We start from the raw sequence: 25,342 nt of genomic DNA on the forward strand, positions 1-25,342 counted from the left end.
CCCAGCTCCCAAAGCAATCGATCACCTGCCCTGTGGGCTCTGTAATCATTACGAGAGATTGAGATAGAGAGTTTCACGCAATATCACTTCTTTTTGCGACATTTTTTCCAAGCCCATGAAACTGATTGGCTATGTCAGCCGTAGAGGGACACAAAGAACGTGTCTGGCTTTCTACGTTCGAGGAGACCAATGGATTACATTCACCTCATTTTTCTGGCGATAGGCCTGTCGCTGGCCATGGCAATCTCCTGGGCCGTACAGCGCGCGACGGGTGCGAGCGGCTGGATAGACACGATCTGGTCGCTGGCGGTCGGCGTCGGCGGCGTGGCTGCAGCCTATCTGGCGGCCGGTCCCGTCGAGCGCCGCGTGACGGCAATCGTCATCGTTGCGGCCTGGTCGCTGAGGCTTGCCTTCCATATTGGCGCCCGCACGCGGCTCGGTGGCGAGGATCCCCGCTACGAAAAGCTTATCAAGGAATGGGGCGATCGCGCTTCCTTCCGCCTGTTCTATTTTCTCCAGATCCAGGCGTTCGCTGCCTTCATTCTTGTGCTTGCAGTCTACTGCGCCGCTTCGAACCCGGCAGAATACCCGCAGGTGGGCGATCTTCTCGCGCTTGCCGTGGCAGCGATTGCCGTTATCGGCGAGATGGTAGCCGACGTTCAGCTCTCGAGATTCCGCAAGACGCCGGAAGCCAAGCGGGAAATCTGCCAGAAGGGGCTGTGGGCCTATTCCCGCCACCCTAACTATTTCTTCGAATGGCTGTTCTGGTGCAGCTGGCCGCTGATGGCGCTTCCGGCGCTGGGCTTTGCCGCGATCGCGCTTCTCGCACCTGTGATGATGTACTGGCTGCTGGTGCACGTCTCCGGCATTCCGCCGCTTGAGGAACACATGCTGAAATCCCGGGGTGACCAGTTCCGTGCTGTCCAGGCACGCGTCAACGCATTTTTCCCCGGTCCGCGTCGATCCAAACTCTCAACACAATAAGGGAACGCCACGATGAACATGCTGGCCTTTGCCATCAATACGGCTGAACGAGCACCCTTAAGCGATGGCGTGACGCTTGCCGGGATCGACTTTCTATGCGGTCGCACCAAGCGGAAGCTGGCCTCCACGCCGGCAACCGCCGAGGACGCGTTCGCAAGGTCGATGGCCGACTTTCCGATCGCCACCCATACGGATGATGCCAACCGCCAGCATTACGAACTGCCGCCAGAGTTCTTCAGCCTCGCTCTCGGTCCACAGCGAAAATACTCCTGCGCATTGTATCTGGCCGACGATACAACGCTTGCGGAAGCGGAATCCTACGCGCTGGCCGAGACCGTGCGTCACGCGGAACTGAGTGATGGAATGGACATTCTCGAGCTCGGCTGCGGCTGGGGTTCGCTGTCGCTCTACATGGCCCAGCATTTTCCCAATGCCCGGATCACCTCCGTCTCCAACTCGGCCCCGCAGCGTGAGCACATCCTCAGCGAAATCGAGCGGCTGAAGCTCGACAACCTCACCGTCATCACCGCCGACATGAACGACTTTTCGACGGACGAGACCTACGACCGGGTCGTCTCGGTGGAAATGTTCGAACACATGTCGAACTGGCGAGGCCTTATGGAGCGCACAAGAGGCTGGCTGAAGCCCGACGGAAAGCTGTTCCTGCACGTGTTCACCCACAAGGATCGGTCCTACCGGTTCGAGCACGACAACCCAGCGGACTGGATTGCCCACCATTTCTTCACCGGCGGCATTATGCCCGCGCACGACCTGCCGCGGCGTTTCGATGATATTTTCACTGTCGAACAAGACTGGCGCTGGTCGGGTCTCAACTATCGCCGCACCGCGATGCACTGGCTTGAAAATTTCGATCGCGAGATCGGGCAGATCCAACCAATTTTGAAGGACGTCTATGGGAAGGACGCCTGCCTCTGGCAGCGTCGCTGGCGTCTGTTCTTCCTTGCCACTGCCGGATTGTTCGGCCATGACAAGGGAGAGGTCTGGGGCGTCGGGCATTACCTGATGACACCCAAGCGGTAACATCTGCCGGGGGGTCGCGTTGCGCACATCAAAAGTCATCCACATCGTCAGCTGCCATGCGGAGGGCGAAGTCGGGGATGTCATCGTCGGCGGTGTACTGCCGCCGCCTGGCGATACACTCTGGGACCAGTCACGCTTCATCGCCCGTGACGAGACGCTGCGCAACTTCGTGCTGAACGAGCCCCGTGGCGGCGTCTTCCGGCATGTGAACCTGCTGGTGCCGCCGAAGGATCCGCGCGCCCAGTTGGGCTGGATCATCATGGAGCCCGCCGACACGCCACCGATGTCCGGCTCCAACTCCATCTGTGTTGCGACCGTACTGCTCGACACCGGCATCATTCCCATGACCGAGCCGGTGACACGCATGACGCTCGAAGCGCCAGGCGGCCTGGTCGAGGTCACAGCGGAATGCCGCGACGGCAAGGCCGATCGGATCACGGTGCGCAACGTGCCATCCTTTACAGACAAGCTCGCAGTGTCGCTGGAAGTGGCCGGCTTCGGAACACTCACGGTCGACACAGCCTATGGCGGCGACAGTTTCGTCATCGTCGATGCGGCTTCACTGGGGTTCGAGGTGAAACCCGACGAGGCACGCGAGATTGCAGAAGCGGGCGTGAAGATTACCGCGGCCGCCAACGAGCAGATCGGCTTTACCCATCCGGACAATACCGGCTGGGACCACATTTCCTTCTGCCAGATTGTAACTCCCCTCACCCGGGAAAACGGCGTGCTGAGCGGTGCAAACGCCGTCGTCATCCAGCCGGGCAAGATCGACAGGTCTCCCACCGGTACGGGCTGCTCGGCGCGCATGGCGGTTCTCCATGCGCGTGGCGAGATGGCAATCGGCGAGACCTATATCGGCCGCTCGATCATCGGTTCGGAATTCCACTGCCGTATCGAGTCGACGACGCGTGTCGGTGATCGCGAGGCAATCTATCCGCTGATCTCCGGCCGCGCCTGGATTATCGGAACGCATCAATTGATGCTGGATCCGTCGGACCCATGGCCGGGCGGTTACCGTCTTTCGGATACCTGGCCGAAGCTCGGAGCGTGAAGCGGCGTCAAAAAACGACCGGATGGGTTTTGCCTGTCTGGACGTTGACGAGCCCCTCCGGCGCGTAATCGCTCGGGGCGACCAGAACCCAGCGCCAGGGTGCGCAGGTGAGCGTCGCAAAGGCGAGACGCTCCGGGAAGCCTGCAGACCAGCGCGGATGGAAGCTCGGCTCGAACATCCACTCGACCTTTTCGCCCTCTGCATAGAGCACCTGCATCTCCTCATGCAGAGCGTCCGCCGACCGGCAGCTCATCAGCCCCGCCACCTCGTAGCGAACCCGCGCGACGACCTTTCCATCGCGAACCAATGCCCAGCCACCATCATTGGCAGCGACGGCGTTGACAGCTGCGGCCATCGCTTCGTCCGATGAGCCGACGCACCAGATATTGTGCTTGTCATGTGCCATGGAGCAGGCAAGCGCCGTATCCGGGGTCCGCGGCCCGCAGCCGAGCCAGAACATTTTCGACACCGCTCCCTTGCCCGAAAACCGGTCGATGATCGAGAACTTGGTTATGTTGCGATCGGCATCCCGCTGAACGAGACCATCTTGGACAGGAAGGTCGATGGTCAGGAAATCATCGGTCCAGTGGAACGGCCGCAACACGGCAGCCGTCATCGTCTCGCGTCCGGGGTGAGCGGCGATTGCGAAATCCTCAGCTGTCAGCTCGCGGCCGATATTGATGGTCTTCGTTGCCCAGTCTGGCCAGTCGATTTTGGGCACCTCGGGCAGATAGCGCTTGTCGTCAGAGACCTGGATGCCATCGGCCCAGACCTTGGCTATCTCGAATTTATCGACGTCGGAGAGAAGCACGATATCGGCATAACGTCCGGGCGCGATCGTGCCCACCCACGGCGTAAGGCGCATGTGACGGGCCGGATTGATGGTCACGCACTGGATGGCTATCTCGGGCGCAAGGCCTGCCTCGATGGCGAGGCGAACGTTGTAATCAGTGGCGCCGAGTTTCAGAGTATCGGAGGCGCTGCGATCGTCGGTCGTCAGCGCGATCTGCGACCAGTCGGCGAGGCCCTTCTCGAGGAGACCTGCGATGACCTCCGGCAAACTGTGCGGGCGCAGTTCCATGAACAGGCCGCGGGTCAGCTTGTCCCAGAACTCCTCGACCGTCCAGGCTTCGTGATCCGATGCCAGACCGGCCGCGGCGAAAGCGTTGATCGTTGGGATGTCGCGAATGCCCGCCGCGTGACCTTCAACGACTCCGCGCTTCTCGAACGTTGCTCGGATCATGCCCCAGAGGCGGTCGTAGGAAGGGCTGGTTCTGTCCCACACGCCCGGCCAGTCCATCACCTCGTCGAGGCCCGCAACCATCAGGCTTTCGGACATGAACTGCTTTTGCTCGTCATAACCGAGATACCCGCCGCCATGCTCATAACCGGTGGGCGGCACGGCCGATCCGGGCAGCGGGAAGATCTTGAGCGGCGAGCCGGCGGCGCGGGCCTTCAGCCAGAATTCAAGCGTCTTTGCGCCGTTGACGTTCGAAAACTCATGGCTTGCCTCACAGGTCCAGGTATTGCCGCGGGGAAGAACGAGTGCTGCTTCCCATTCCGGTGTCAAATGCGAGCTTTCGATATGCTTGTGCACCTCTCCAAGCCCTGGAATGGCAGCCAGATCGGGTTCATGCACCCGGTGAGCGACGGTGCCCGGATAGAATCCCGCATCGCCGACATAGGCAATGCGGCGGCCCTTGATGATGATTTCCTGATTCGTGCGCCATGTCCGCGTGCTGACATCGAGCAGCCGGCCTACCCGGAGCGCCGTATCGGCTGGCAACTTGCCAAGTGCGACGAGCGTCAATTCCTGGCGAACCGCGATCTCGACATCAGAATCGAGGCCAATATCGTTGATGGCGGGAGTATCCAAGGCGCGTTCTCCTCAAGATGAAATCGTTGCGGATCAACCGGCCGCGCGCTGCAAGCGTCCGAAGAAGATCGCAGCACCGAGAGACATGATTGCGAGCGCAAACCAGGTCAGTGCGTAACTCAGATGACTGTTGGGAAATTGGATGACGGTCAGGCCGCCAACCGGATAGCCACCCGGGTTCGACGTTGCGTCCGCATCGATGAAATAGGGCATGACGCCCTGAAGACCGCGCGACGCGCTGATCGCTGCGACATCGCGCGAATACCAACGCTCGTTGCCCGGATCGTTCTCCCGCAGGAAGCCGCCGCCGGGTTCGGAGAGGCGGACAAGACCTGTGACGGCGGCTTCGCCGACGGTCTGGCTTTCAACCCGGGTTGAGGGATCCCTGCGGTCAGGGGGCACGAAGCCGCGATTGATCAGGATCGTCCTGCCGTCTTCAAGCTTCAGCGGCGTCACGACCCAGTATCCGGGCCCGAGCTTCGTCACGGCCTGAACCAGCGCTTCCTTCGTGTGATCGAAGGACCCGGAGATGGCGACGTGGAGATATTCGATATCGTCAGGTGACTGGCCGGCTGCCGGAGGTGCCACCGGCGTTGCATGCACACGGGCGTCGACCCTTGCGATAAGATCGAGCTTCCATAACAGGCGTTGCACCTGCCAGGATCCGAGCGCCACGAAAATCAGCGTCGCGAAGACCAGAAACGCCCGCATGATATGGGAGCGAGAACGGGAAAGTGGCGCGGAATGACCCGCGCCACTTTGATTGGTGTCTGTCTCAACCGGTCTCATGACCGCCTCAAGGCATGTTCTTCATCATCTCCGGCGACATGACCATCATGTTTGCATTGAGATGGTGCATGACCCAGAGCGAGCCGGAGAGAGCGATGACCACGATGACGATCGTGAAGATCAGTGCCATCGCCGTCCAGCCGCCTTCGGACTTGGTGTTCATGTGCAGGAAGTAGATCATGTGCACAACGATCTGGATGACGCCGAAGATCATAACCAGAGCGCCGGTGACAGCCTTGTTGTCGAAGACGTCGCCCATCACAAGCCAGAACGGTATCGCCGTCAGGATCACCGACAGGATGAAGCCGGTCGTATAGCTTTTCAGCGAACCGTGGCTCGCCTCGTGCCCGTGGCTATGGGCGTGATGCGCGGCGTGCGCATCTTCGTGCGCGGGTGCTTTGTCGGTCATCCGAGGACTCCCATGAGGTAAACGACGGAGAAGACGCCGATCCAGATGACGTCGAGGAAGTGCCAGAACATCGACAGGCACATCAGGCGACGGCGGTTTTCCGGGATCAGGCCATGCTTGGAAACCTGCACCATCAGCGTGACCAACCAGATGATACCGAAGGTAACGTGCAGACCGTGGGTTCCGACCAGCGTGAAGAACGCCGACAGGAACGCAGAGCGCTGCGGGCCGGCACCTTCGTGCAGGAGATGGCTGAATTCGTAGAGCTCGATGCCCAGGAAGGCGAGACCGAACACGCCGGTCACGCCCAGCCAGAACAGCGTCTCCGCCTTGGCGCCACGCTCCATCTGAAGCATCGCGAACCCGTAGGTGATCGACGAGAACAGCAGCATCGCGGTGTTGAGCGCGACGAGCGGCAGGTCGAACAGATCCGCCGGCGATGGGCCGGCCGCATAATTGCGGCCGACGACAGCGTAGGTGGCGAACAGGATCGCGAAGATCAGGCAGTCGCTCATCAGGTAGAGCCAGAACCCAAGATTGGTGCTGTTCTCCGGATGATGATCTTCTTCCAGGTAGAATTGCGGGTTTTCCGCCGTCTCTGTTTTAGAAGCACTCATGGTTATCATACCTGCCTAGCGAGCAGTTCGGTCCGCTTGTTCTCTTCCGCGACAACGTCGTCCGCCGGAATGTAGTAGTCGCGGTTGTAGTTGAACGTATGGACGATCGACACAACGATGATGGCGATGAAGGACAGGGCAGCAAGCCACCACATGTACCAGATCAGGCCGAAGGCGAGTGCCACGCTGATGCCGGAGAGGATCGCGCCGGTGCCGGTGTTCTTCGGCATGTGGATCGGCTTGAAACCCTGAAGAGGACGCGCATAACCGCGGTTCTTCATGTCGTACCAGCTGTCGTGATCGTGGACCACCGGAGTGAAGGCGAAGTTGTAGTCCGGTGGCGGCGACGACGTCGACCATTCCAGAGTACGGCCGTGCCATGGGTCGCCCGTTTCGTCCCTCAGTTCATCACGCTTCCAGACGCTGACGCCGATCTGGATGATGAATGAGGCGATACCGATGGCAATCATACCTGCACCGCATGCTGCGATGATGAACCAGATCTGCAGCGACGGATCTTCGAACTGCGATACGCGGCGGGTGACGCCCATCAGGCCAAGAACGTAGAGCGGCATGAAGGCGAAGTAGAAGCCGACGAACCAGAACCAGAACGATACCTTGCCCCAGAATTGGTTCAGCTTGAAGCCGAACGCCTTCGGGAACCAGTAGTTGACGCCTGCGAGAAGGCCGAACAGCACGCCGCCGATGATGACGTTGTGGAAGTGGGCGATCAGGAACAGGGAGTTGTGGAGCACGAAGTCGGCAGGCGGAACAGCCAGCATGACGCCGGTCATACCACCGATGGCGAAGGTCACCATGAAGCCGACCGTCCAGAGCATCGGAACGTCGTAGCGAATACGACCGCGATACATCGTGAACAGCCAGTTGAACATCTTCGCGCCCGTCGGGATCGAGATGATCATCGTGGTGATGCCGAAGAAGGCGTTGACCGAAGCACCCGAACCCATCGTGAAGAAGTGGTGCAGCCACACGAGGTAGGACAGGATCATGATCACGCAAGTCGCGTAGACCATCGAGGCATAGCCGAACAGGCGCTTGCCGGAGAAGGTCGCAACGATTTCCGAGAAGATCCCGAAGACCGGAAGGATCAGGATGTAGACTTCCGGGTGACCCCAGATCCAGATCAGGTTCACGTACATCATCGGATTACCGCCGAGGTCGTTCGTGAAGAAGTTGGTGCCGACGTAACGGTCAAGCGACAGCAGCACGAGGGTTGCGGTCAGGATCGGGAACGAGGCAACGATCAGGATGTTGGTGCAGAGTGCCGTCCAGGTGAAGATCGGCATCTTCATGAAGGACATGCCGGGAGCACGCATCTTCACGATCGTCGCGATCAGGTTGATACCTGACAACGTTGTGCCGACACCCGCCACCTGCAGACCCCAGATGTAATAATCGACCCCGACGCCCGGGCTGTAGTCAGCGCCCGACAGTGGCGGATAGGCCAGCCAGCCGGTACGTGCGAACTCGCCGATGAACAGCGAGATCATGATGATGATCGCACCGGCCGTCGTCATCCAGAACGAGAAGTTGTTCAGGAACGGGAACGAGACGTCACGCGCGCCGATCTGCAGCGGCACGATATAGTTCATGAAACCGGTAACGAAGGGCATCGCCACGAAGAAGATCATGATCACGCCATGGGCGGTGAAGATCTGGTCGTAGTGGTGAGAGTTGAGGTAGCCCTCGTTGCCGTTGAAGGCGATGGCCTGCTGTACGCGCATCATGATTGCGTCGGCAAAGCCGCGAAACAGCATGATGATGGCCAGCACGATGTACATGATGCCGATTTTCTTGTGATCGACACTGCAAACCCAGTCGCGCCAGAATGGCCCCCAGAGCTTGAAGTAGGTCATGAGACCCACCACGCCGATGCCGCCCAGACACACGGCCGCAAACGTCACGATCAGGATCGGTTCGTGAAACGGCAGTGATTCGAAGGACAACCTTCCGAAGATAAACTTCAGGATGTCAGGATTGGAAAACATGGGACAACCCGTTAATTGTTGATCTGCGCAGGCGCCGGATCGGCGTCGCCATTGTTCGTGTCCGGCATCGAGTGGTTGCCGTGACCTTGCTCATTGTGCGGCTGTTCATCGCTCTTGGCAGGGGTGCCAGTCGCGGGGAAAGTCGCGGCGTTTGTACCTTCCGCATCTCCGATACGACGATTGTCATACTGAAGTTTCGCGCGGTTCTCGTGGCTCTCGGTGCCGGCACCACCCATCATGTCGATATGCATCATTTCGTTCATGCACATCTTGCCCGGTTCGGCACACATGTTGAGGATCGCGCTGTAGAGATCCTTGTCGGCCGCCGCGAAGTAGCGGATCGGCTCGCGCTCGGACGGCTTCTCAAGCTTCAGATAGGCATCGCGGTTGAGTGCGGTACCCTGCTGCTTGACCTTTGCGATCCAGCCGTCGAAGCCTTCGGCCGTGTAGCCGTGGAACTTGAAGCGCATGTGCGAGAACCCGGCACCGCTGTAGTTTGCCGAAAGTCCCTCGAACTCGCCTTCCTTGTTGATGACGGCGTGCAGTTTGGTCTGCATCCCCGGCATCGCGTAGATCTGGCCGGCGAGCGCCGGAATGTAGAACGAGTTCATCACCGAGCTCGAGGTGATCTCGAACGTGATCGGGCGATCGACCGGTGCGGCCATTTCGTTGACCGTGGCGATGCCGTATTCCGGATAGAAGAACAGCCACTTCCAGTCGAGCGCCACGACTTGAACCGTCAGAGGCCGCGTTTCGGCGGGAACCGGACGTTCCGCATCAAGGCGGTCGAGAGGACGATACGGGTCGAGACGGTGGGTGCTGATCCAGGTGATCGCACCGAGCGCGACAATGATCGCCAGCGGCGCGGCCCAGATAACCACTTCGAGCCGTGTCGAGTGATGCCATTCCGGATCGTATTTTGCTGTGGTGTTCGCATGACGATAGTGCCAGGCGAAGTAGAGCGTGAGAAACACGACCGGCACGATGATCAGCAGCATCAGAACGGTCGAGACGATAATCAGATCTGCCTGCTGCCTGGCGATATCGCCTGATGGCGACATCACGACGAGATTGCAGCCCGAAAGGGTGGCCAAAAGCGGCAGCAAAGCGATTTGGATGAGACGTTTCAACATTGGGAACATTGGTCTGCTCGAAACTTTCGATGTGTCCAGTCGGCCTAACGGAGCAAGCAACTGATCTCCATGAGGTGTTTCGTCGCAGTGCAATAACTTTTTCGCGCTGCAATGCAAGCGGGGTGTGTGGATTGATGATGGTCGTTGCAAAAACATCAACTCCGCCTCAATGTCCATCTGTTGCCATGGGCGCCTCAGAAAACACCAAAATCCGCCCAAAATATGCTTTTTGCGCGACGTCTTGATTGACAGCTGGTACGCCCGACATTCTCATGTGGAAACAGACGTGCAGGAGAACACATTCATGAGCCAACTTGCCAATCCTACATCCACAGAGATGGAACGGGATGCCCGGCAGATCCACGACGACAAGCCGGTCGAACCGAGCAATATTGCTATCGGGGTCGTCATCGGCAGAATGTCGGAATTTTTCGACTTCTTCGTGTACGGCCTCGCCTCGGTCCTGGTTTTCCCTCGCGTGGTCTTTCCGTTTGCCGGAGACCCGGTCACCGCCACGCTTTACTCGTTTGCGATCTTCTCGCTCGCGTTCATCGCGCGTCCTGTTGGCTCGGTGGTCTTCATGTGGGTCGACCGTACCTATGGACGCGGCACGAAGCTGACGATTGCCCTTCTCGTGCTCGGTGGCTCGACGGCCTCGATCGCCTTCCTGCCCGGCTATGAGACGATCGGATACTGGTCGCCGGCTCTGCTGGCGCTGTTCCGTCTCGGCCAGGGTTTTGCGCTGGGTGGAGCCTGGGACGGTCTTGCATCGCTGCTGGCACTGAATGCACCGCCGAACCGCCGCGGCCTTTACGCGATGATCCCGCAGCTCGGCGCGCCATTCGGGTTTGCGCTCGCGAGCGTCCTGTTCGGCTATTTCGTCTTCAATCTCTCCGACGCCGACTTCCTGAGCTGGGGCTGGCGCTATCCGTTCTTCGTCGCGTTTGCCATCAACGTTGTGGCCCTGTTTGCTCGTCTGCGTATTGTTGCATCGAAAGAGTTCGGCGATGCGCTCGAAGCGCACGAATTGCAGGCAAAGCCGGTTCTGGAAGTGCTGCGCGTTCACGGGGGCGACGTCGTTCTCGGCGCCTTTGCCCCGCTTGCAAGCTTCGCGATGTTCCACCTTGTGACGATCTTCCCGCTGAGCTGGGTGACACTTTTCGGTGGCCAGAGCGCCGGGAAATTCCTGTTCGTCCAGGTCATCGGTGCTTTGCTAGGTCTCGTGACGGTCGTGATCTCCGGTCTTCTTGCAGACAGGATCGGTCGTCGCCGCCAGTTGATCATTGGTGCGGTGATCATCGCCATCTTCAGCTTTACGGCCCCGTTCCTGCTGAATGCGGGCGGTACCGGCCAGGATGCATTCATCATCATCGGCTTTGCCATCCTCGGCCTTTCCTTTGGTCAGGCCTCCGGTTCGGTTTCGTCGCGCTTCAGCCAGCCTTACCGTTACACCGGTTCGGCCCTGACGTCCGACCTCGCATGGTTGGTCGGCGCAGGTTTTGCGCCACTGACCGCGCTCGGTCTCGCGAGCCAGTTCGGCATCATCTTCATCGGCGGATACCTGATTTCGGGTGCCATCTGCACGATCGTCGCCCTGATGCTCAGCCGTGCACCCGACAGGTCGGCCGACAGCCCGCAGGGCGTCACGACCTGATCGAACGGGTTTAAGCCTATAGACAGACGAAAAGGGTCAGCCAGCGCTGGCCCTTTTTATTTCGGGCACGGCGTACACGGCCAATTACCGTGCCAAGGCGACGGTCTTGATCACCGCATAGACGGGCAGTCCGGTTTGAAGTGCAAGACGCTCAACCGACAGGCCGGTGATCCGGGCAAGCACCACGTCTTCGCCACACCGGATCTTGACGCGCACCATGCCCTCCCCTTCGGCATCCATCTGGGCGATCTGCCCTTCCAGAATGTTGAGGGCGCTCAGCCCTTCGGGCTTCCTGGTGGCGAGCATCACATCTCGCTCCGGCACATGGAGCCTGACGCTCTGTCCAACCTGCGCCCGCGCGTTCGAAACGACGAGAACTTCGGACGAAAGCCGCACAGTCGCCAAGCCATGCGCCGAATCGATCGCTTCGACGGTTCCGGAAAGCACCACGCCGGCTTCGCGGCGCTCGGTGGCCAGCACTTGGCTGCCGGACAGCACATCCGACGGTGTGCCTGATATCTCCACCCGACCGTCGCTCATCATCACGACGCAGTCCGAGAGCCTCGCCACCTCCGCTACCGAATGGCTGACATAGACGATGGGCATCGCGGTCTCATCGCGCATCCGCTCCAGATAGGGCAGGATTTCGGCCTTTCGCTCGTCGTCGAGCGCTGCGAGTGGTTCGTCCATCAGGAGCAGTCTGGGTGACGACAAAAGCGCTCGGCCGATTGCCACACGCTGCTTTTCGCCACCGGAAAGGTTGCCCGGCCGGCGGTCGAGGAGCGGACCGATGCCGAGCAGTTCGACGACATGCGAGATATTCTCGACCTGCCCTGACTTGGGCGCGAACCATTTTCCGTAAAGAAGGTTCTGACGGACGCTTAGATGCGGGAAGAGCCGTGCTTCCTGGAAGACATATCCGAAGCGACGCCTGTGCATTGGCACGAAGATGCCACGTTCGGTATCCAGCAAGACATCGCCGTCGATCTCGATCCGTCCGCGCTGCGGTTTGGAGAGGCCGGCAATGGCGCGCACCAGCGATGTCTTACCGGATCCCGAGCGGCCGAACAGCGCCGTCACGCCGCCTGTCGAGGTGAAGGATGCGTCGAGCACGAAGCTCTTAAACGACTGCCGCACGTCCACGATCATCGTCATTCGACCGCCACCTTGCGTCCGACCAGATAGGCCATGAATTCGGACGCGAGCAGCGCCGCAAACGAGATCGCGATCGCCACGATGGTAAGACGCATGGCGCCGACATCACCGCCGGGAACCTGCGTGAACGTGTAGATCGCCGCCGACAGCGTCTGCGTTTCGCCGGGGATATTGGACACGAATGTGATCGTCGCACCGAATTCACCCATGGCCTTTGCGAAGGCGAGAATCATGCCGGCGATAATGCCGGGAAGAATGAGCGGCAGGGTAATGGTGAGGAAGACCCAGAGGGGACTGGCGCCAAGCGTGCCGGCCGCCTCCTCCAGCTTCCGATCCACAGTTTCGATCGACAATCGGATCGAGCGGACCATCAGGGGAAATCCCATCACCCCGCAGGCAAGGGCGGCACCCGTCCAGCGAAAGGAGAGGACGATGCCGAGATAATCCGCGAGGAACGAGCCCACCACGCCACGTCTGCCGAAGACGATGAGCAACAGGAATCCGGTCACAACAGGCGGCAGGATCAGCGGCAAAAGCACGATGCCGTTGAGGATCGATTTGCCCCAGAATTTTCCGCGCGCCAAGACATAGGCGACGAGAATGCCGAGCGGAAGGCTGACAAGGACGGCCACGCTCGAGACCCGAAGGCTCAGGCGCACCGCCGTCCATTCCTCCTCGCTGAGTACCAACCAGTCCAACGCTGCTTCCCTTCAGACATCAGCCCAAGGGGCCCAAGTCAAACTGGCTTACTTCAGAACCGTAAAGCCTTCCTTTTCGAAGAAAGGCGCGGCTTTGGCGGACTTCAGGTAATCGAGATAACCCGCGGCATCCGGCGATTTTGAATCCGAGAGAATCGCAATCGGGTAGATAATCGGCGCGTGGCTGTCCGCAGGGAAGGTTCCAACCACCGCGACACCCGGATCGGCAGCGGCATCGGTTGCATAGACGATGCCGTAAGGCGCTTCGCCGCGCGACACCAGCGCGAGCGCTGCCCTCACACTTTCGGCACCGGCGACGCTTTTTTCGACTGACGACCAGATGCCGAGCTTTTCCAGCGCCGACTTTGCGTATTTGCCCGCAGGAACCGAATTCGGCTCACCCATGGCAAGCTTGCCGCCGTTCAGAAGCCGGGCAAGGTCGAGACCCCTGATGATATCGACCGGTGCGGCATTCTCTTTGGGCGCGACCAGCACGATTTGATTTCCGAGCCAGTTGGACTTTGTGTCTTCCTTCACCAGAGCCTTGCCGGACAGATAGTTCATCCAGTCGAGATCCGCGGAGATGAACACGTCTGCCGGCGCACCGCTTTCGATCTGCTTGGCGAGCGCCGAGCTTGCCGCATAGGAGGCGGTCACCGGCTTGCCATAGGCCTTGTTGGCAGCGTCGAGCGCATTCTTCATGCTGGCTGCAGCAAACACCGTCACCTTCTCATCCGCCGCGGCCGGAGCAGCCAGCAAGGCGAGAGACAAGGAGGCTGCGAGGACGGTCATCAACCCTTGAAAAACATAGGAACGTCGAGTCTTACCATTCATCCAATCGCGCTCCCAGGCATAAGCAAGATATCCATCTCGATATATCGCACGCGGAATTTTTGCCAAGGGATATATTCCGCGAAATATCTCGCTGGGTAAGCCAATCCAGAACGCTCCACAGCAATCGGCCCCAAGCACCAGCATCGAGTGCCGCACCGATGGTCTTAATCACCGGTGCTGCTTTGCGGGTTCAAACAACGCGACCGAGCCGGTGGTACAGGTTCGAGTATTTTACCGCCTCCGGCTGCTCCTTGATTTCCTGCAAATAGTGACTGATCGCGACCCGGATGAGTTCGAAGTCCTGGTTTGAGAAGACGGCTCTCGATCGTTCGGGTTGTGACGTCTTGGTCTCAGTATTTGTCGACATTTCAGCTCCTCCGTTGAAAGTGTACCTCGAAGGAGCATCGCTCCTTCGAGGCGTATGATCCTGCAGCTCAAGCTGCAAACTGGTTCATCGTATTGTGCTCTCCAGCCGCCTTCAGCGCCGCATCGCCACCAAAATATTCCTTGTGATCGTCGCCCAGATCCGAACCGGCCATATTCTGGTGCTTCACCGCTGCGATCCCCTGGCGAATTTCCTGCCGCTGAACGCCGGCGACGTAGCCAAGCATTCCCTGATCGCCGAAGTACTCCTTCGCAAGATTGTCGGTCGAAAGAGCGGCCGTGTGGTAGGTCGGCAGGGTGATCAGATGATGGAAGATGCCTGCTCGCTTTGCTGCGTCACGCTGAAATGTCCGGATGCGCTCATCAGCTTCTTTGCCGAGTTCCGTACCGTCGTAGTCGACGCTCATGAGCTTCGCACGGTCATACGCCGAAACGTCCCTGCCCTGCTCGACCCACACGTCAAAGACCTGTTGCCGGAAGTTCAGCGTCCAGTTGAAGGAAGGCGAGTTGTTATAGACGAGCTTCGCGTTCGGAACGACATCGCGAATGCGGTCGACCATCCCGGCGATCTGCTCGATGTGCGGTTTCTCGGTCTCGATCCAGAGAAGGTCCGCGCCGTTCTGAAGCGCATTGATGCAATCGAGCACGCAACGATCGGCACCCGTGCCGGGTCGGAACTGGTAGAGGTTCGAGCGGAGGCGCTTCGGACGCAGAACCTTGTCGCCACGGGTCAGCAGGACGTCACCGTTCAATCGCTGGCCCGCGCCGACCTCCTCGCAATCCAGAAACGAATTGTACTGGTCGCCGATATCGCCTTCGGAGACCGAAAAGGCGATCTGTTTGGTCAGCCCGGCGCCCAAAGAATCCGTGCGAGCCACGATGACGCCGTCGTCCACTCCCATCTCGAGAAAGGCGTAGCGCAACGCACGGATCTTCGCGACAAAGTCTTCATGAGGGACGGTAACTTTACCATCCTGATGGCCACACTGCTTCTCGTCGGAGACCTGGTTTTCGATCTGAAGAGCGCAGGCCCCTGCCTCGATCATTTTCTTGGCGAGCAGGTAGGTCGCTTCGGCATTGCCGAACCCGGCGTCAATATCGGCTATGACCGGGACGACGTGCGTTTGGAAATCATCGATCGCGGAGGTGAGCTGCCGTTCCTTGACAGCATCGCCTGCCTCCCGGGCTTTGTCGATTTGCCGGAATATGTCGCCCAGTTCACGAGCATCGGCTTGCCGCAGGAACGTGTAAAGCTCGTTGATCAATGCCGGTACGGTCGTCTTCTCGTGCATCGACTGGTCTGGCAGCGGCCCGAACTCCGAGCGTAACGCGGCGACCATCCAGCCGGAGAGGTAAAGGTAGCGCCGCTCCGTGCTTTTAAAATGCTTTTTGATCGATATGATCTTCTGCTGACCGATGAACCCATGCCAGCACCCGAGCGACTGCGTGTACTTGGACGGGTCGTTATCATACGCGTCCATGTCTCGCCGCATGACCTTGGCGGTGTATTTGGCGATGTCGAGGCCGGTCTTGAACCGGTTCTGAAGCCTCATCCTCGCAACGGCCTCGGGTGTCATTCCAGTCCAGCATTCATTCCCACCTATCAGGTGCTCGGCTTCTTCGAGTAGTTTTTGATACGACATGAGACCCTCCAATGTTTCTGTCCATGGGACGATAACAGCCGGTAAGGCCATGGCGAGCCACACTGAAGTCAAGCTGTCAAACTTTACAGAAGTTCTTCGTAATGCTGTAATGCTTGTATGGATAATCGTGTTTACCTTGGGCCGCGCTTGCGAAGACTTCGCCGGGACTTGGGCCTGAAGCAGGTAGAGATGGCGAGCGACCTCGACATCTCGCCATCCTATGTCGCGCTGATGGAACGCAATCAGCGCCCGGTGACAGCTGAAATACTGCTGCGCCTCGCCAAGGCATATAAGATCGATTTTAGCGAATTTACCGCTGACTCAGGCCAGGATCTTGTCGCGCAGTTACGGCTTGCAGCACGAGACGCGATCTTCACTGACATCGATTTGAATGCGGTCGATATCGCGGATATCGCACACAGCTTTCCCGGGTTTGCTGAAGCGCTGCTGCGACTTTACACGGCATACAAAGAGGAGCAGTTCGCTTTAGCCGACCGGCGCCAACACACGACAAACGATGGACGCCCGTTTGAAGGGGATTCCATCGCCGCCGTCAGAAGCTTTCTAGCCGCCCGAAAGAACTACTTCCCGGTTTTGGACACGCTGTCGGAAAAGCTGGCGGGCCGGGTAAGCCAGGGCGGCGGTTTGCCAGCCTTCCTCCAGAACGAGCACGGGTTTAAAGTCCGAAGGCTTCCCGCAGAGGTGATGTCAGGATCCCTCCGGCGACTTGACTGGCATCGCAAGGAACTGCTGCTCAACGAAGCTCTGGATCATTCAAGCCAGAATTTCCAGATGGCGCAGCAGCTCGCCTACCTCGAGTTTGAGAACGAGATTGCAAGCACCGTTGCCGAAGGGAATTTCGAATCGCAGAATTCGGAGCGGCTTGCTCATCGAGCTATCGCTGCCTATTGCGCGGGGGCAATCCTGATGCCGTATGCTGCCTTTGCCAAAGCTGTGGAGGCTCGCCGATACGATCTAGACTCATTAGCTCGTTTCTTCGGGACGAGCTTCGAGCAGACTGCGCACCGGCTCACGACGCTCCAGAAGCCCGGACACGAGAGAGTTCCCTTCTTCTTCATAAAGGTCGACGTTGCCGGAAACGTCTCCAAGAGACTGAACAGCGGCGCCTTTCCCTTTGCACGACACGGCGGCGGCTGTCCGTTGTGGACGGTCCATCAGGTGTTTACCTCTCCAAGGCGGGTCGTGACACAATGGATGGAGCTGCCTGATGGCCAAAGGTTCTTCTCGATAGCTCGAACCGTGCACTCGGGCGGTGGCAGCCACGGCCTTCCGAGCGTCGACCGCGCGATCGCGATCGTCTGTGAGGCTCGATATGCAGACCGGCTTGTCTACGCCTCAGAGCACGCTCAGACACATAAGCCGACGCCTATCGGCATTGCGTGCCAGCTCTGTCAGCGCACAGAATGCACTTCTCGTGCCGAACCGCCGATTGGACGGCAGGTACTTCCGGACAACTATCGGAGGACGGAGGCTCCGTTTGGGTTCTCCGACGCGTAGCCCGACTGAGGACGCCTACGATCCGCTCGACATGAGTAAGAAGGGTAATGGCGCTTTGCAAACTAACGGATGCTGCGAACCTGTCGGCGAGCCGGGAATCCTAACTCGAAGGCTTTCCAACCCTGCTGAACACGGGCTCAGCAGGGCCGTTTTGACAATTGGGTTGGTCCTACAAACCAATTGACAGGCCGGAGCAGCTCTCAGCAGGAACGCCTATTTCTTGGCGAAGGCCAGACCCGGATCGCCCTGCTTCTCGAAGGTCTGGATTTCCTTGTTGAAGTATTTGCCGTCTGCGCCTTTCTCGACGCTGCGCAGATAGATGTTCTGGGTGATGTGCCGGCTGGCCGGATCGATCGTGACGGGTCCACGCGGACTGGTCCATGACAGGCCTTTGACGGCCTCGACGGCCTTGGCCGCATCCTGCTTGCCGCCGGTTGCCTCGATCATTTTTGCGATGACATGCATGCCATCGAATGCGCCGACGGCCGGGAAGGAAAGTTCGGCAGGGTTGCCGATCGCCTTTTGCGCTGCTTCGACGAAAGCCTTGTTTTCGGCCGAGTCATGCGAGACCGCGTAGTGGAAACTGGTGGTGAGGCCAAGGCCGGCTTCGCCCAGAGCCGGCAGATCGGATTCCTGCGTCAGATCGCCCGTTGCGAAGAACTTGATGCCTGCTGCCTTGAGGCCGGTGTCGTTATAGGCCTTCACGAAGGCAAGCGTCGGCGGGCCGGATGGCAGGAAGGTGAACAGCGCCTGCGCGCCGGAATCCTTGATCCGCTGCATCAGGGGTGCGAAATCCGTTGTCGAAAGCGGCATCCGGATGGATTCGACAACCTGCCCGCCCTCTTTCTCGAACGCTGTTTTGAAAGCCGTCTCGGCATCGGCGCCTGGGCCGTAATCGCTGACCAGCGTGATCGTCTTGGTGACGCCGCCATCCTTGGCGACCTTGGCGAGCGGCGTGGCCGTCTGCCAGGTGGTAAACGAGGTGCGGACCACATAAGGGCTCGCGTTCACGATTGCGGACGTGGCGGCGTTCATGACAACCATCGGCACATTCCCTTGCTGCAGCATGGGGGCCGCCGCCATCGCGTCTGGCGTGAAATAATATCCGGCGAGATACTGGACCTTCTCGCGAACGATCAGCTCCTGCGACATCGCTTTGGACTTGGCGGGATCGGCGGTCGGCACGTCGCGATAGACCACCTCGATCTCGTTATCGCCAACCTTCTTGCCGTTCAGGGCAAAGAAGGCATCGATACCGGCTTTGAAGTTCTTTCCCTGCAGCGCGAAAGGGCCCGAGAAGGGACCGACGACGCCGACCTTGATGGTCTCGGCATAGCTGGCTCCCGACATCAAGGTCAGTGCGAAAACAGTTGAAATCAGCGTCTTCATTAGGCTCTCCCGTGCCATGTGTCGCATCGCCTCCCGATGTAACGTTGCGAGAAGATTGCATGCGGTGCTGCAATGTAAAACCGAAATCGGCGTGTCAGCCGATTGCCATCCGTCAAATATCGCGCGGGGCATCGCGGCCGAGCGCGGTGATGTTGAAAGCGAGCTCGCCGGCCAGCCGCAGGCCCGCACCCGCCGCCATCACGATATGCGGCAGGACCAGCCATTCCAGCGTCCAGGCAGCGCCCGAGCGCTCCTGCTCGTGGACCATGGCCAGTTGCATGCCGGAAAGCTGGACCGCGGTGTAACGCGAAAGAGCGACAAGCGCTTCGGCCGCCACCGGGTTCTGCTTGTGCGCCATGGCCGATGAGGCACCACCGCCCGACAAGGTTATCTCGCCACCCATTTGCGCGAGAAGAGCGATATCCTGTCCAAATTTGCCGAGGCTTCCGGAGATCGTGGCAAGGATGCCGGCGAACTCGGCAAGCCTGCTCCGCTGGCTCTGCCATTGCGGAGCATCGGCAAGACCAAGCTCGGCGGCCATCATGGCGCGCACTTGAGCCGCGTGATCACCCAGTTTTTCCAGCGTGCCGACGGCACCGCCAAACTGCAGCGCAAAGCCATCTTCGGCAAAGGCGGCAAGCAGATGTTTCTGCCGGATAAGCGGATGGCGCCAGGCATCCACGCGGTCCGATACCTTGATCGGCAAAGCCGCCTGCATGCGCGTATGCCCCATCATCGCGCGGGAACCGTTCGCCCGGTCCAGTTCACTGAACCGCTCGGCCAGATCCTGCAGTCGCCCTAACAGAAGTGTGGCGACCGATTTCAGGCGCAGCATCAGTGCGGTGTCGATCACATCCTGGCTCGTCGCGCCGAAATGGACATGCGGGGCCGCCTCATCCCCGATCACACTGCGCAGCTGTCGGACCAACTCCGGCACGACGACACCGTCGCGGCCGGTCGCCTGCTTCAACTTGGACATATCAGGCGAAAACGACGCGCATGCCGCAGCGATCGCCTGCGCGGATGCATGCGGTATCAGACCGCTTTTTGCCTGCGCGGTGGCGAGAGATGCTTCGAACGCCAGCATCGCCGTGATCTCGGCCTCCGGAGACAGATGCCGAGGCACTTCTTCATCGCCGAGCAGACCAGACAGGAAGGGATGTTCGAATGCGGAAACGGTCATGCCAGAATTGTCACCTTGCTGGTCTTTCTCGAAAGTAGCCGTCAGATATCGAAGAATATCGTTTCCTTGTCACCCTGGAGATGGATGTCGAAGCGAACCGTATCACCGTCCCGCTGCCCGATCAGGGTCGGCACCCGCACGCGATGCTCGATGCGGGCGAGGACCGGATCTTCCGCATTGGCGGCTTCCTCGTCGGAGAAATACATCCGTGTCTGCAGGCCGAGGTTGATGCCGCGCGCCACGATCCAGAACGTGACATGCGGCGCCATCGGCCGGCCGTCCCGGAACGGCACCCGCCCGGGCTTGATCGTTTCGAAGGCGAACTCGCCAGTTGCCATATCGCCGGGACAGCGGCCCCAGCCAAGAAAACTGGGATCGGCCGTGCCGCGCGTTTCTGACGGGCTGTTGTAGATCCCGTCGGCATCGGCCTGCCAGATCTCGATCAGGGCGTCCTTCAGAGGCGCACCGGCACCGTCATAGACGAACCCCCTGATGGTGATTCGTTCGCCCTTGGTCTTGTCGCTGGCCATTGGCCCGGACCCGAGATCCTGGTCGTAGATGCCTTCAAGCCCTGCGAAATTCGGCGTGCAACCGATATGCACGTAGGGTCCGGCCGTCTGGGATGGCGTTTCCTTGAGGTAGTTCAGCGGCTGCGCCATGATCAATTGCCTTCCAGACGATTTTCGAAAAGGGTCGAGCGGCGCCCGCGCAGGATGATATCAAACTTGTAGGCCCGCAGATCGTGCGGGATCGAGGCATTCATGTCGAGCGGTGCGATCAGGCTTTCGATCGCGTGCCTGTCCGGGATCGTCTTGACGATCGGGCAGAGCCAGATCATCGGATCACCCTCGAAATACATCTGCGTGATCAGGCGCTGGGCAAAACCGTTCCCGAATACCGAGAAATGGATATGCGCCGGACGCCAGTCGTTGACGCCGTTCGGCCAGGGATAGGGACCGGGCTTTATCGTGCGGAAACAGTAATAGCCCTCTACATCCGCAATCGCCCGGCCGAAACCGCCGAAATTGGGATCGAGCGGTGCAAGATAGCTTTCCTTCTTGTGGCGATAGCGTCCACCGGCATTGGCCTGCCAGAATTCGACGAGAGCCCCCGCAACGCCCCTACCCCGTTCATCGAGCACACGGCCATAGACCATGATGCGCTCGCCGATCGCGGATTCACCGGGCTTGGCGTAGTTGACGATCAGGTCGTTATCGAATTCGCCGAGAATGTTGTGACCAAACACCGGCCCGGTGATTTCGCTGCGCGTGCCTTCGAGCGAGATCAGCGCCCGCTGCGGCGAGCGCAAGACCGAGGTCTTGTAGCCGGGCGTGTATGCCGGAGGGTGCCTCTCCCGGTCTCGGGCAAAGAAGGGTGTCGTTTCTGGTGGTGCGTTGCTCATTTCTGCTCCTCCGCAGCAGGCTTTGCCGCATCGATTTCGGCATAGGTGGCCTTGGCGATCTTGAAAGCGTGGTTGGCGGCGGGCACGCCGGCGTAGATCGCCACATGCATCAGCGCCTCGCAGATATCCTCGCGCGTCGCTCCCGTATTGGCCGTGGCGCGGATATGCATCGCCACCTCTTCATCATGGCCGAGTGCGGCCAGAAGCGCGATCGTCACCATCGACCGTTCCCGCTTCGACCATTGCTCCCGCGACCAGACCGAGCCCCAGGCGCCTTCGGTGATCAACTGCTGGAACGGCTGGTCAAACGGCGTCCCGTTGGCAAGGGCGCGGTCCACATGCGCGTCGCCGAGAACCGAGCGGCGCGTCGCCAGTCCCTGCTTGTAGCGTTCCGACGGGATTGAAGCTTCTGCCATATCGTTCAGGACTCCAGTTCTTCGAGAAAGCCGCGGATCAGGGCCGCGTAGGCGCCAGGCGCTTCGATACAGGGTATATGCGCCGTGCCTTCGATGACTTCATAGCGTGCACCGGGAATGAGATCCGCAAGCGACTGCACCAGTTCGGGCGGGGTCGATCCATCTTGATCGCCTGCGATGCAAAGCGTCGGCACCGCGATCCGGGCTGCCTGCTCCGTGTAATCCGCCTTGCTGATCGCAGCACATGTGCCGCTGTAGCCGAGGGCGGGTTGGCGCACCAGCATGTTGCAATAGGCCTTGTAGGCGGCATTTCCGGGCTCGCGGAATGCTGCGGTGAACCATCGCTGCATGACAGGTTCGAGAATGCTGCCGATCCCGTTTTGCTCGACGGCGCCGATACGGTCAGCCCACATCTGCGGTGTCCCGATCTTGTGCGCCGTGTTGGAAAGGATCAGCGCGCGAACGAGATCCGGCCGCGACACGTAGAGGCTCTGGGCAATCAATCCACCCACGGAAAGGCCGCAGACGATGACATCGGACAGGCCGAGATGATCGAGCAGCGCTGCAAGCTCTCCGGAGAGGTCCTCGATGGAATAGGGAGGGTTTCCAAGATCCGACAACCCGTGACCACGCTTGTCGTAGGTCAACACGGTGTAGTCGCCTGCCAGCTTGGGGACAACGTGATGCCAGATACGGCTATCCGTACCGAGCGAATTCACGAGCACCACGACCGGCCGGTTATCTCCCGCCCAGTCGATATCGTAGTGAACCGCGACGCCGTCGAGATCGACAAACTGCATGAACCAAATCCTCCTGGGCACAGTGTTCGCACTGGCATGCGGTTAAGTAAAATGATAATTTTTGGCCATTGCTTAACCCATGGGTTATGAATTTGGACAATCTCAAGATCAAGTTCCGCCACCTGCAGACCTTTGTCGAGGTCGCCCGGCAGAAGAGTGTCGTGCAGGCCTCCAAGGTGCTGAATGTCAGCCAGCCGGCGGTGACGAAGACCATTCGCGAGATGGAGGAGGCGCTTGGCGTGACGGTGTTCGAGCGCGAAGGCCGCGGTCTGCGCTTGACGCGATCAGGGGAAGTGTTTCTGCGCCACGCCGGAACCACGCTCGCCTCTTTGAAGAGGGGCATGGATGCCGTCTCCACCACCCGCTTTGGTGACACAATGCCGCTGCGGATCGGCGCGCTCCCGACGGTCGCCAGCAACATCATGCCGCTGGCAATGACGCTTTTCCTTGCCGAGAATGCAGGCGGCCAGGTCAAGATCGTGACGGGCGAGAATGCCGTCCTGATGGAACAGCTACGCCTCGGCGATCTCGATCTGGTGGTGGGACGGCTTGCGGCGCCCGAGAAAATGGCGGGGTTGAGCTTCGAGCATCTCTATTCGGAACAGGTCGTGTTTGCGGTCCGCACCGGGCATCCTCTGCTCGAGGCGAAACAGTCGCTCTTTGAGACGCTGGGTCATTTCCCGATCCTGATGCCGACGCGCGGATCGATCATTCGGCCCGTCGTCGAGCAGTTTCTGATCACCCACGGCATTACCGATCTCCCGGTCCAGATCGAGACGGTTTCCGATACGTTCGGTCGCGCCTTCGTCCAGACCAGCGACGCTATCTGGATCATCTCCCACGGCGTTGTGGCGGCCGATATCGCCCACGGCCTGCTGGCAACGCTGCCCATCGACACGGCGGAGACGAAGGGTCCGGTGGGGCTGACCCTCAAGGCCGAGGCCGGCGTCCCTGCGCCGCTCGATATTCTGATGCAGACGATCCGCCAGGCGGCGCGCGACATTGCAGGGGCGGCGGGCAAACGCGATTGACGACCGCAGGTCACCGTGATCGAACGGACGAATGAAGGCATGAGGGAGCGGAGAATGCAGGATCGGGAATTGTTGGAGGCGATGTTCCGCGCAGCGGTAAAGGCAGCCGATCCTCTAACCGGCATCAGCCGGCACCTGCCTGAGCCGCCACAGAACGGCCGTACCGTAGTCGTCGGCGCCGGCAAGGGCGCAGCCCAGATGGCAGCTGCGCTGGAAACGATATGGCCCGGCGAGCTCTCAGGCGTCGTCGTCACCCGTTACGGCTACGGGTGCGAAACACGGTTGATCGAGGTTCTGGAAGCGTCTCACCCTGTGCCCGATGCGGCCGGTCTCGCCGCTGCGGTGAAGATCATGGAAACGGTCTCTGATCTGACGGAACGGGATCTGTTGATTGCACTGGTCTGCGGCGGCGGGTCTGCCCTTCTGCCGGCGCCACCGGAGGGACTGACGCTCGATGACGAGATCGCGCTCAACGAGACCCTGCTGGCATCGGGCGCGCCGATTTCAGCGATGAACGTTGTCCGCAAGCATCTGTCGACGATCAAGGGTGGCCGTCTTGCGGCAGCAACCCAGGCCAGGGTCGTCAGCCTGATCGTCTCCGACATCCCCGGCGACAATCCGGCCTTTGTCGCGTCCGGCCCGACAATCCCCGACGAAAGCACGCGGCACGATGCCTTGGCCATCGTCGAAAACTACGGACTCAATCTCACGCGGGCCATGATGGCGCATCTGACGTCGCCCGCGGCCGATGCTCCGGATCCTTCAGACCCGGTTTTCGCCCGGAACGAGCATCACGTCATCGCCTCGGCCGGCGTTTCGCTGCAGGCCGCCGCCGAGATAGCGCTGGCACACGGCCTGACGCCGCATATCCTGTCGGATTCCATCGAAGGTGAAGCGCGCGATGTGGCGCTCGTTCATGCAGCGATTGCGCGGGAAATTGCAAAGCACGACCGGCCGTTCGCCAAGCCTGCCGTGCTTCTCTCAGGTGGCGAAACGACTGTGACGCTGCGCTCCGACGGCGGACGTGGCGGACGCAACGGCGAATTCGCACTGGCCCATGCGCTCGCTATCGACGGCCTCGAGATCACTGCGCTCGCAGCCGATACGGATGGGATCGACGGCTCCGAAAACAACGCCGGCGCCTTTTGCGACGGCAGCACGACAAGGCGACTGATCGCGGCCGGACAGGATGGACGCGCGCTTCTGTCACGCAACGACAGCTATACCGGCTTCGAAGCGACCGGTGACCTGTTCGTCACCGGCCCGACGGGCACGAATGTCAACGATTTCAGGGCGATCCTGATCCGGTAATCCGGCTGTCGT

At 60.1% G+C, this 25,342-nt stretch carries 24 protein-coding genes; 7 read left to right on the plus strand and 17 right to left on the minus strand.

All coding sequences use genetic code 11. The annotated features are described in order from the left end of the window. Nucleotides 1–189: 189 nt before the first annotated feature. The 3 genes from IFT59_RS18985 to IFT59_RS18995 are packed head-to-tail and all read left to right on the plus strand — an operon-like array spanning nucleotide 190 to nucleotide 3,079. The gene (locus tag IFT59_RS18985) at nucleotides 190–984 is read left to right on the plus strand and encodes a DUF1295 domain-containing protein (RefSeq protein WP_174197367.1); all 795 of its coding nucleotides are present in this window, start codon (nucleotides 190–192) and stop codon (nucleotides 982–984) included. A gap of 12 nt (nucleotides 985–996) precedes the next feature. Beyond that, complete coding sequence (locus IFT59_RS18990) at nucleotides 997–2,025, plus strand: SAM-dependent methyltransferase (RefSeq protein ID WP_062454391.1); 1,029 nt, start codon at nucleotides 997–999, stop codon at nucleotides 2,023–2,025. Nucleotides 2,026–2,044: 19 nt separating this feature from the next. Then, entirely contained in the window at nucleotides 2,045–3,079 is a 1,035-nt protein-coding gene (locus IFT59_RS18995; protein ID WP_192087836.1) for a trans-3-hydroxy-L-proline dehydratase, read from the plus strand. Between the two features lie 7 nt (nucleotides 3,080–3,086). Here the strand turns inward: IFT59_RS18995 and IFT59_RS19000 are convergent, their stop codons facing one another. The 6 genes from IFT59_RS19000 to cyoA are packed head-to-tail and all read right to left on the minus strand — an operon-like array spanning nucleotide 3,087 to nucleotide 9,912. Next, nucleotides 3,087–4,955, minus strand: coding sequence for an adenine deaminase (locus IFT59_RS19000; RefSeq protein WP_192087837.1), 1,869 nt, complete (start codon nucleotides 4,953–4,955; stop codon nucleotides 3,087–3,089). A 33-nt stretch (nucleotides 4,956–4,988) separates the two neighbouring features. Continuing rightward, on the minus strand, nucleotides 4,989–5,744 hold the full coding sequence (locus IFT59_RS19005; protein WP_174197371.1) for an SURF1 family protein: 756 nt from the start codon (nucleotides 5,742–5,744) through the stop codon (nucleotides 4,989–4,991). Between the two features lie 7 nt (nucleotides 5,745–5,751). Next, nucleotides 5,752–6,153, minus strand: a complete 402-nt coding sequence (cyoD, locus tag IFT59_RS19010; protein ID WP_062454400.1) for a cytochrome o ubiquinol oxidase subunit IV — start codon at nucleotides 6,151–6,153, stop codon at nucleotides 5,752–5,754. Continuing rightward, nucleotides 6,150–6,770 (minus strand): cytochrome o ubiquinol oxidase subunit III, encoded by a 621-nt coding sequence (cyoC, locus tag IFT59_RS19015; protein WP_062454402.1) that lies wholly within the window; start codon nucleotides 6,768–6,770, stop codon nucleotides 6,150–6,152. The genes cyoD and cyoC overlap by 4 nt, the downstream gene beginning before the upstream one ends. Nucleotides 6,771–6,775: 5 nt before the next feature. Further along, nucleotides 6,776–8,779: a cytochrome o ubiquinol oxidase subunit I gene (cyoB, locus tag IFT59_RS19020; protein WP_062454404.1), complete on the minus strand. Its 2,004-nt coding sequence runs from the start codon at nucleotides 8,777–8,779 to the stop codon at nucleotides 6,776–6,778. Nucleotides 8,780–8,790: 11 nt separating this feature from the next. Then, the gene (gene cyoA / locus IFT59_RS19025; protein ID WP_244473942.1) at nucleotides 8,791–9,912 is read right to left on the minus strand and encodes a ubiquinol oxidase subunit II; all 1,122 of its coding nucleotides are present in this window, start codon (nucleotides 9,910–9,912) and stop codon (nucleotides 8,791–8,793) included. Nucleotides 9,913–10,216: 304 nt separating this feature from the next. Between cyoA and IFT59_RS19030 the strand changes: the two genes are divergently transcribed. Next, the gene (locus IFT59_RS19030; RefSeq protein WP_184656015.1) at nucleotides 10,217–11,566 is read left to right on the plus strand and encodes an MFS transporter; all 1,350 of its coding nucleotides are present in this window, start codon (nucleotides 10,217–10,219) and stop codon (nucleotides 11,564–11,566) included. A gap of 84 nt (nucleotides 11,567–11,650) precedes the next feature. On the opposite strand, the gene modC is transcribed toward IFT59_RS19030, so the two are convergent. From modC to IFT59_RS19055, 5 genes are all read right to left on the minus strand, one after another. Next, nucleotides 11,651–12,721, minus strand: a complete 1,071-nt coding sequence (gene modC / locus IFT59_RS19035) for a molybdenum ABC transporter ATP-binding protein (protein ID WP_192087839.1) — start codon at nucleotides 12,719–12,721, stop codon at nucleotides 11,651–11,653. After that, on the minus strand, nucleotides 12,718–13,419 hold the full coding sequence (modB, locus tag IFT59_RS19040) for a molybdate ABC transporter permease subunit (RefSeq protein WP_174197373.1): 702 nt from the start codon (nucleotides 13,417–13,419) through the stop codon (nucleotides 12,718–12,720). Before modB ends, modC begins: the two co-directional genes overlap by 4 nt. Before the next feature lie 48 nt (nucleotides 13,420–13,467). After that, nucleotides 13,468–14,211, minus strand: a complete 744-nt coding sequence (modA, locus tag IFT59_RS19045) for a molybdate ABC transporter substrate-binding protein (RefSeq protein WP_249407668.1) — start codon at nucleotides 14,209–14,211, stop codon at nucleotides 13,468–13,470. Between the two features lie 232 nt (nucleotides 14,212–14,443). After that, nucleotides 14,444–14,620: a hypothetical protein gene (locus IFT59_RS19050; RefSeq protein WP_174197375.1), complete on the minus strand. Its 177-nt coding sequence runs from the start codon at nucleotides 14,618–14,620 to the stop codon at nucleotides 14,444–14,446. A gap of 67 nt (nucleotides 14,621–14,687) precedes the next feature. Beyond that, a complete protein-coding gene (locus tag IFT59_RS19055) occupies nucleotides 14,688–16,280 on the minus strand; it encodes an isocitrate lyase (protein WP_192087841.1) in 1,593 nt (530 codons plus the stop codon). Nucleotides 16,281–16,397: 117 nt separating this feature from the next. On the opposite strand from IFT59_RS19055, the gene IFT59_RS19060 reads away from it, so the two are divergent. Continuing rightward, nucleotides 16,398–17,798 carry a helix-turn-helix domain-containing protein gene (locus IFT59_RS19060; RefSeq protein ID WP_192087842.1) on the plus strand — a complete coding sequence of 467 codons (1,401 nt, stop codon included), beginning with the start codon at nucleotides 16,398–16,400 and terminating at the stop codon, nucleotides 17,796–17,798. A gap of 213 nt (nucleotides 17,799–18,011) precedes the next feature. Here the strand turns inward: IFT59_RS19060 and IFT59_RS19065 are convergent, their stop codons facing one another. The 6 genes from IFT59_RS19065 to pcaD form a co-directional block, all read right to left on the minus strand. Then, on the minus strand, nucleotides 18,012–19,187 hold the full coding sequence (locus tag IFT59_RS19065) for an ABC transporter substrate-binding protein (protein WP_113166552.1): 1,176 nt from the start codon (nucleotides 19,185–19,187) through the stop codon (nucleotides 18,012–18,014). Nucleotides 19,188–19,299: 112 nt separating this feature from the next. Further along, complete coding sequence (locus IFT59_RS19070; RefSeq protein WP_192087843.1) at nucleotides 19,300–20,370, minus strand: 3-carboxy-cis,cis-muconate cycloisomerase; 1,071 nt, start codon at nucleotides 20,368–20,370, stop codon at nucleotides 19,300–19,302. Between the two features lie 41 nt (nucleotides 20,371–20,411). Beyond that, on the minus strand, nucleotides 20,412–21,029 hold the full coding sequence (pcaG, locus tag IFT59_RS19075; RefSeq protein ID WP_192087844.1) for a protocatechuate 3,4-dioxygenase subunit alpha: 618 nt from the start codon (nucleotides 21,027–21,029) through the stop codon (nucleotides 20,412–20,414). Nucleotides 21,030–21,031: 2 nt separating this feature from the next. Beyond that, a complete protein-coding gene (gene pcaH / locus IFT59_RS19080; protein ID WP_192087845.1) occupies nucleotides 21,032–21,772 on the minus strand; it encodes a protocatechuate 3,4-dioxygenase subunit beta in 741 nt (246 codons plus the stop codon). After that, nucleotides 21,769–22,188: a 4-carboxymuconolactone decarboxylase gene (pcaC, locus tag IFT59_RS19085; RefSeq protein WP_174197378.1), complete on the minus strand. Its 420-nt coding sequence runs from the start codon at nucleotides 22,186–22,188 to the stop codon at nucleotides 21,769–21,771. Before pcaC ends, pcaH begins: the two co-directional genes overlap by 4 nt. A gap of 5 nt (nucleotides 22,189–22,193) precedes the next feature. Continuing rightward, a complete protein-coding gene (pcaD, locus tag IFT59_RS19090; protein WP_192087846.1) occupies nucleotides 22,194–22,988 on the minus strand; it encodes a 3-oxoadipate enol-lactonase in 795 nt (264 codons plus the stop codon). An 86-nt stretch (nucleotides 22,989–23,074) separates the two neighbouring features. Here pcaD and pcaQ point away from each other — a divergent pair, with 86 nt between their 5' ends. Next, nucleotides 23,075–24,019, plus strand: coding sequence for a pca operon transcription factor PcaQ (gene pcaQ, locus IFT59_RS19095; protein ID WP_430249552.1), 945 nt, complete (start codon nucleotides 23,075–23,077; stop codon nucleotides 24,017–24,019). Nucleotides 24,020–24,073: 54 nt separating this feature from the next. Then, nucleotides 24,074–25,330: a glycerate kinase type-2 family protein gene (locus tag IFT59_RS19100; protein WP_192087847.1), complete on the plus strand. Its 1,257-nt coding sequence runs from the start codon at nucleotides 24,074–24,076 to the stop codon at nucleotides 25,328–25,330. The last annotated feature ends 12 nt before the right edge of the window (nucleotides 25,331–25,342 follow it).

The sequence above is a fragment of the Rhizobium sp. CFBP 8752 genome (assembly GCF_014842035.1).
In the GTDB taxonomy this organism is placed as follows: domain Bacteria; phylum Pseudomonadota; class Alphaproteobacteria; order Rhizobiales; family Rhizobiaceae; genus Neorhizobium; species Neorhizobium soli.

Coding starts and splice junctions, on each gene's coding strand:
- cyoA (WP_244473942.1), bottom strand. CDS start 9,912: ATGTTGAAACGTCTCATCCAAATCGCTTTGCTGCCGCTTTTGGCCACC.
- IFT59_RS19050 (WP_174197375.1), bottom strand. CDS start 14,620: ATGTCGACAAATACTGAGACCAAGACGTCACAACCCGAACGATCGAGA.
- IFT59_RS18985 (WP_174197367.1), top strand. CDS start 190: ATGGATTACATTCACCTCATTTTTCTGGCGATAGGCCTGTCGCTGGCC.
- IFT59_RS19005 (WP_174197371.1), bottom strand. CDS start 5,744: ATGAGACCGGTTGAGACAGACACCAATCAAAGTGGCGCGGGTCATTCC.
- IFT59_RS19070 (WP_192087843.1), bottom strand. CDS start 20,370: ATGACCGTTTCCGCATTCGAACATCCCTTCCTGTCTGGTCTGCTCGGC.
- modC (WP_192087839.1), bottom strand. CDS start 12,721: ATGACGATGATCGTGGACGTGCGGCAGTCGTTTAAGAGCTTCGTGCTC.
- pcaG (WP_192087844.1), bottom strand. CDS start 21,029: ATGGCGCAGCCGCTGAACTACCTCAAGGAAACGCCATCCCAGACGGCC.
- IFT59_RS19060 (WP_192087842.1), top strand. CDS start 16,398: ATGGATAATCGTGTTTACCTTGGGCCGCGCTTGCGAAGACTTCGCCGG.
- IFT59_RS19100 (WP_192087847.1), top strand. CDS start 24,074: ATGCAGGATCGGGAATTGTTGGAGGCGATGTTCCGCGCAGCGGTAAAG.
- pcaQ (WP_430249552.1), top strand. CDS start 23,075: ATGAATTTGGACAATCTCAAGATCAAGTTCCGCCACCTGCAGACCTTT.
- cyoC (WP_062454402.1), bottom strand. CDS start 6,770: ATGAGTGCTTCTAAAACAGAGACGGCGGAAAACCCGCAATTCTACCTG.
- pcaH (WP_192087845.1), bottom strand. CDS start 21,772: ATGAGCAACGCACCACCAGAAACGACACCCTTCTTTGCCCGAGACCGG.
- modA (WP_249407668.1), bottom strand. CDS start 14,211: ATGACCGTCCTCGCAGCCTCCTTGTCTCTCGCCTTGCTGGCTGCTCCG.
- IFT59_RS19065 (WP_113166552.1), bottom strand. CDS start 19,187: ATGAAGACGCTGATTTCAACTGTTTTCGCACTGACCTTGATGTCGGGA.
- IFT59_RS19030 (WP_184656015.1), top strand. CDS start 10,217: ATGAGCCAACTTGCCAATCCTACATCCACAGAGATGGAACGGGATGCC.
- cyoB (WP_062454404.1), bottom strand. CDS start 8,779: ATGTTTTCCAATCCTGACATCCTGAAGTTTATCTTCGGAAGGTTGTCC.
- IFT59_RS18990 (WP_062454391.1), top strand. CDS start 997: ATGAACATGCTGGCCTTTGCCATCAATACGGCTGAACGAGCACCCTTA.
- cyoD (WP_062454400.1), bottom strand. CDS start 6,153: ATGACCGACAAAGCACCCGCGCACGAAGATGCGCACGCCGCGCATCAC.
- IFT59_RS19055 (WP_192087841.1), bottom strand. CDS start 16,280: ATGTCGTATCAAAAACTACTCGAAGAAGCCGAGCACCTGATAGGTGGG.
- pcaC (WP_174197378.1), bottom strand. CDS start 22,188: ATGGCAGAAGCTTCAATCCCGTCGGAACGCTACAAGCAGGGACTGGCG.
- pcaD (WP_192087846.1), bottom strand. CDS start 22,988: ATGCAGTTTGTCGATCTCGACGGCGTCGCGGTTCACTACGATATCGAC.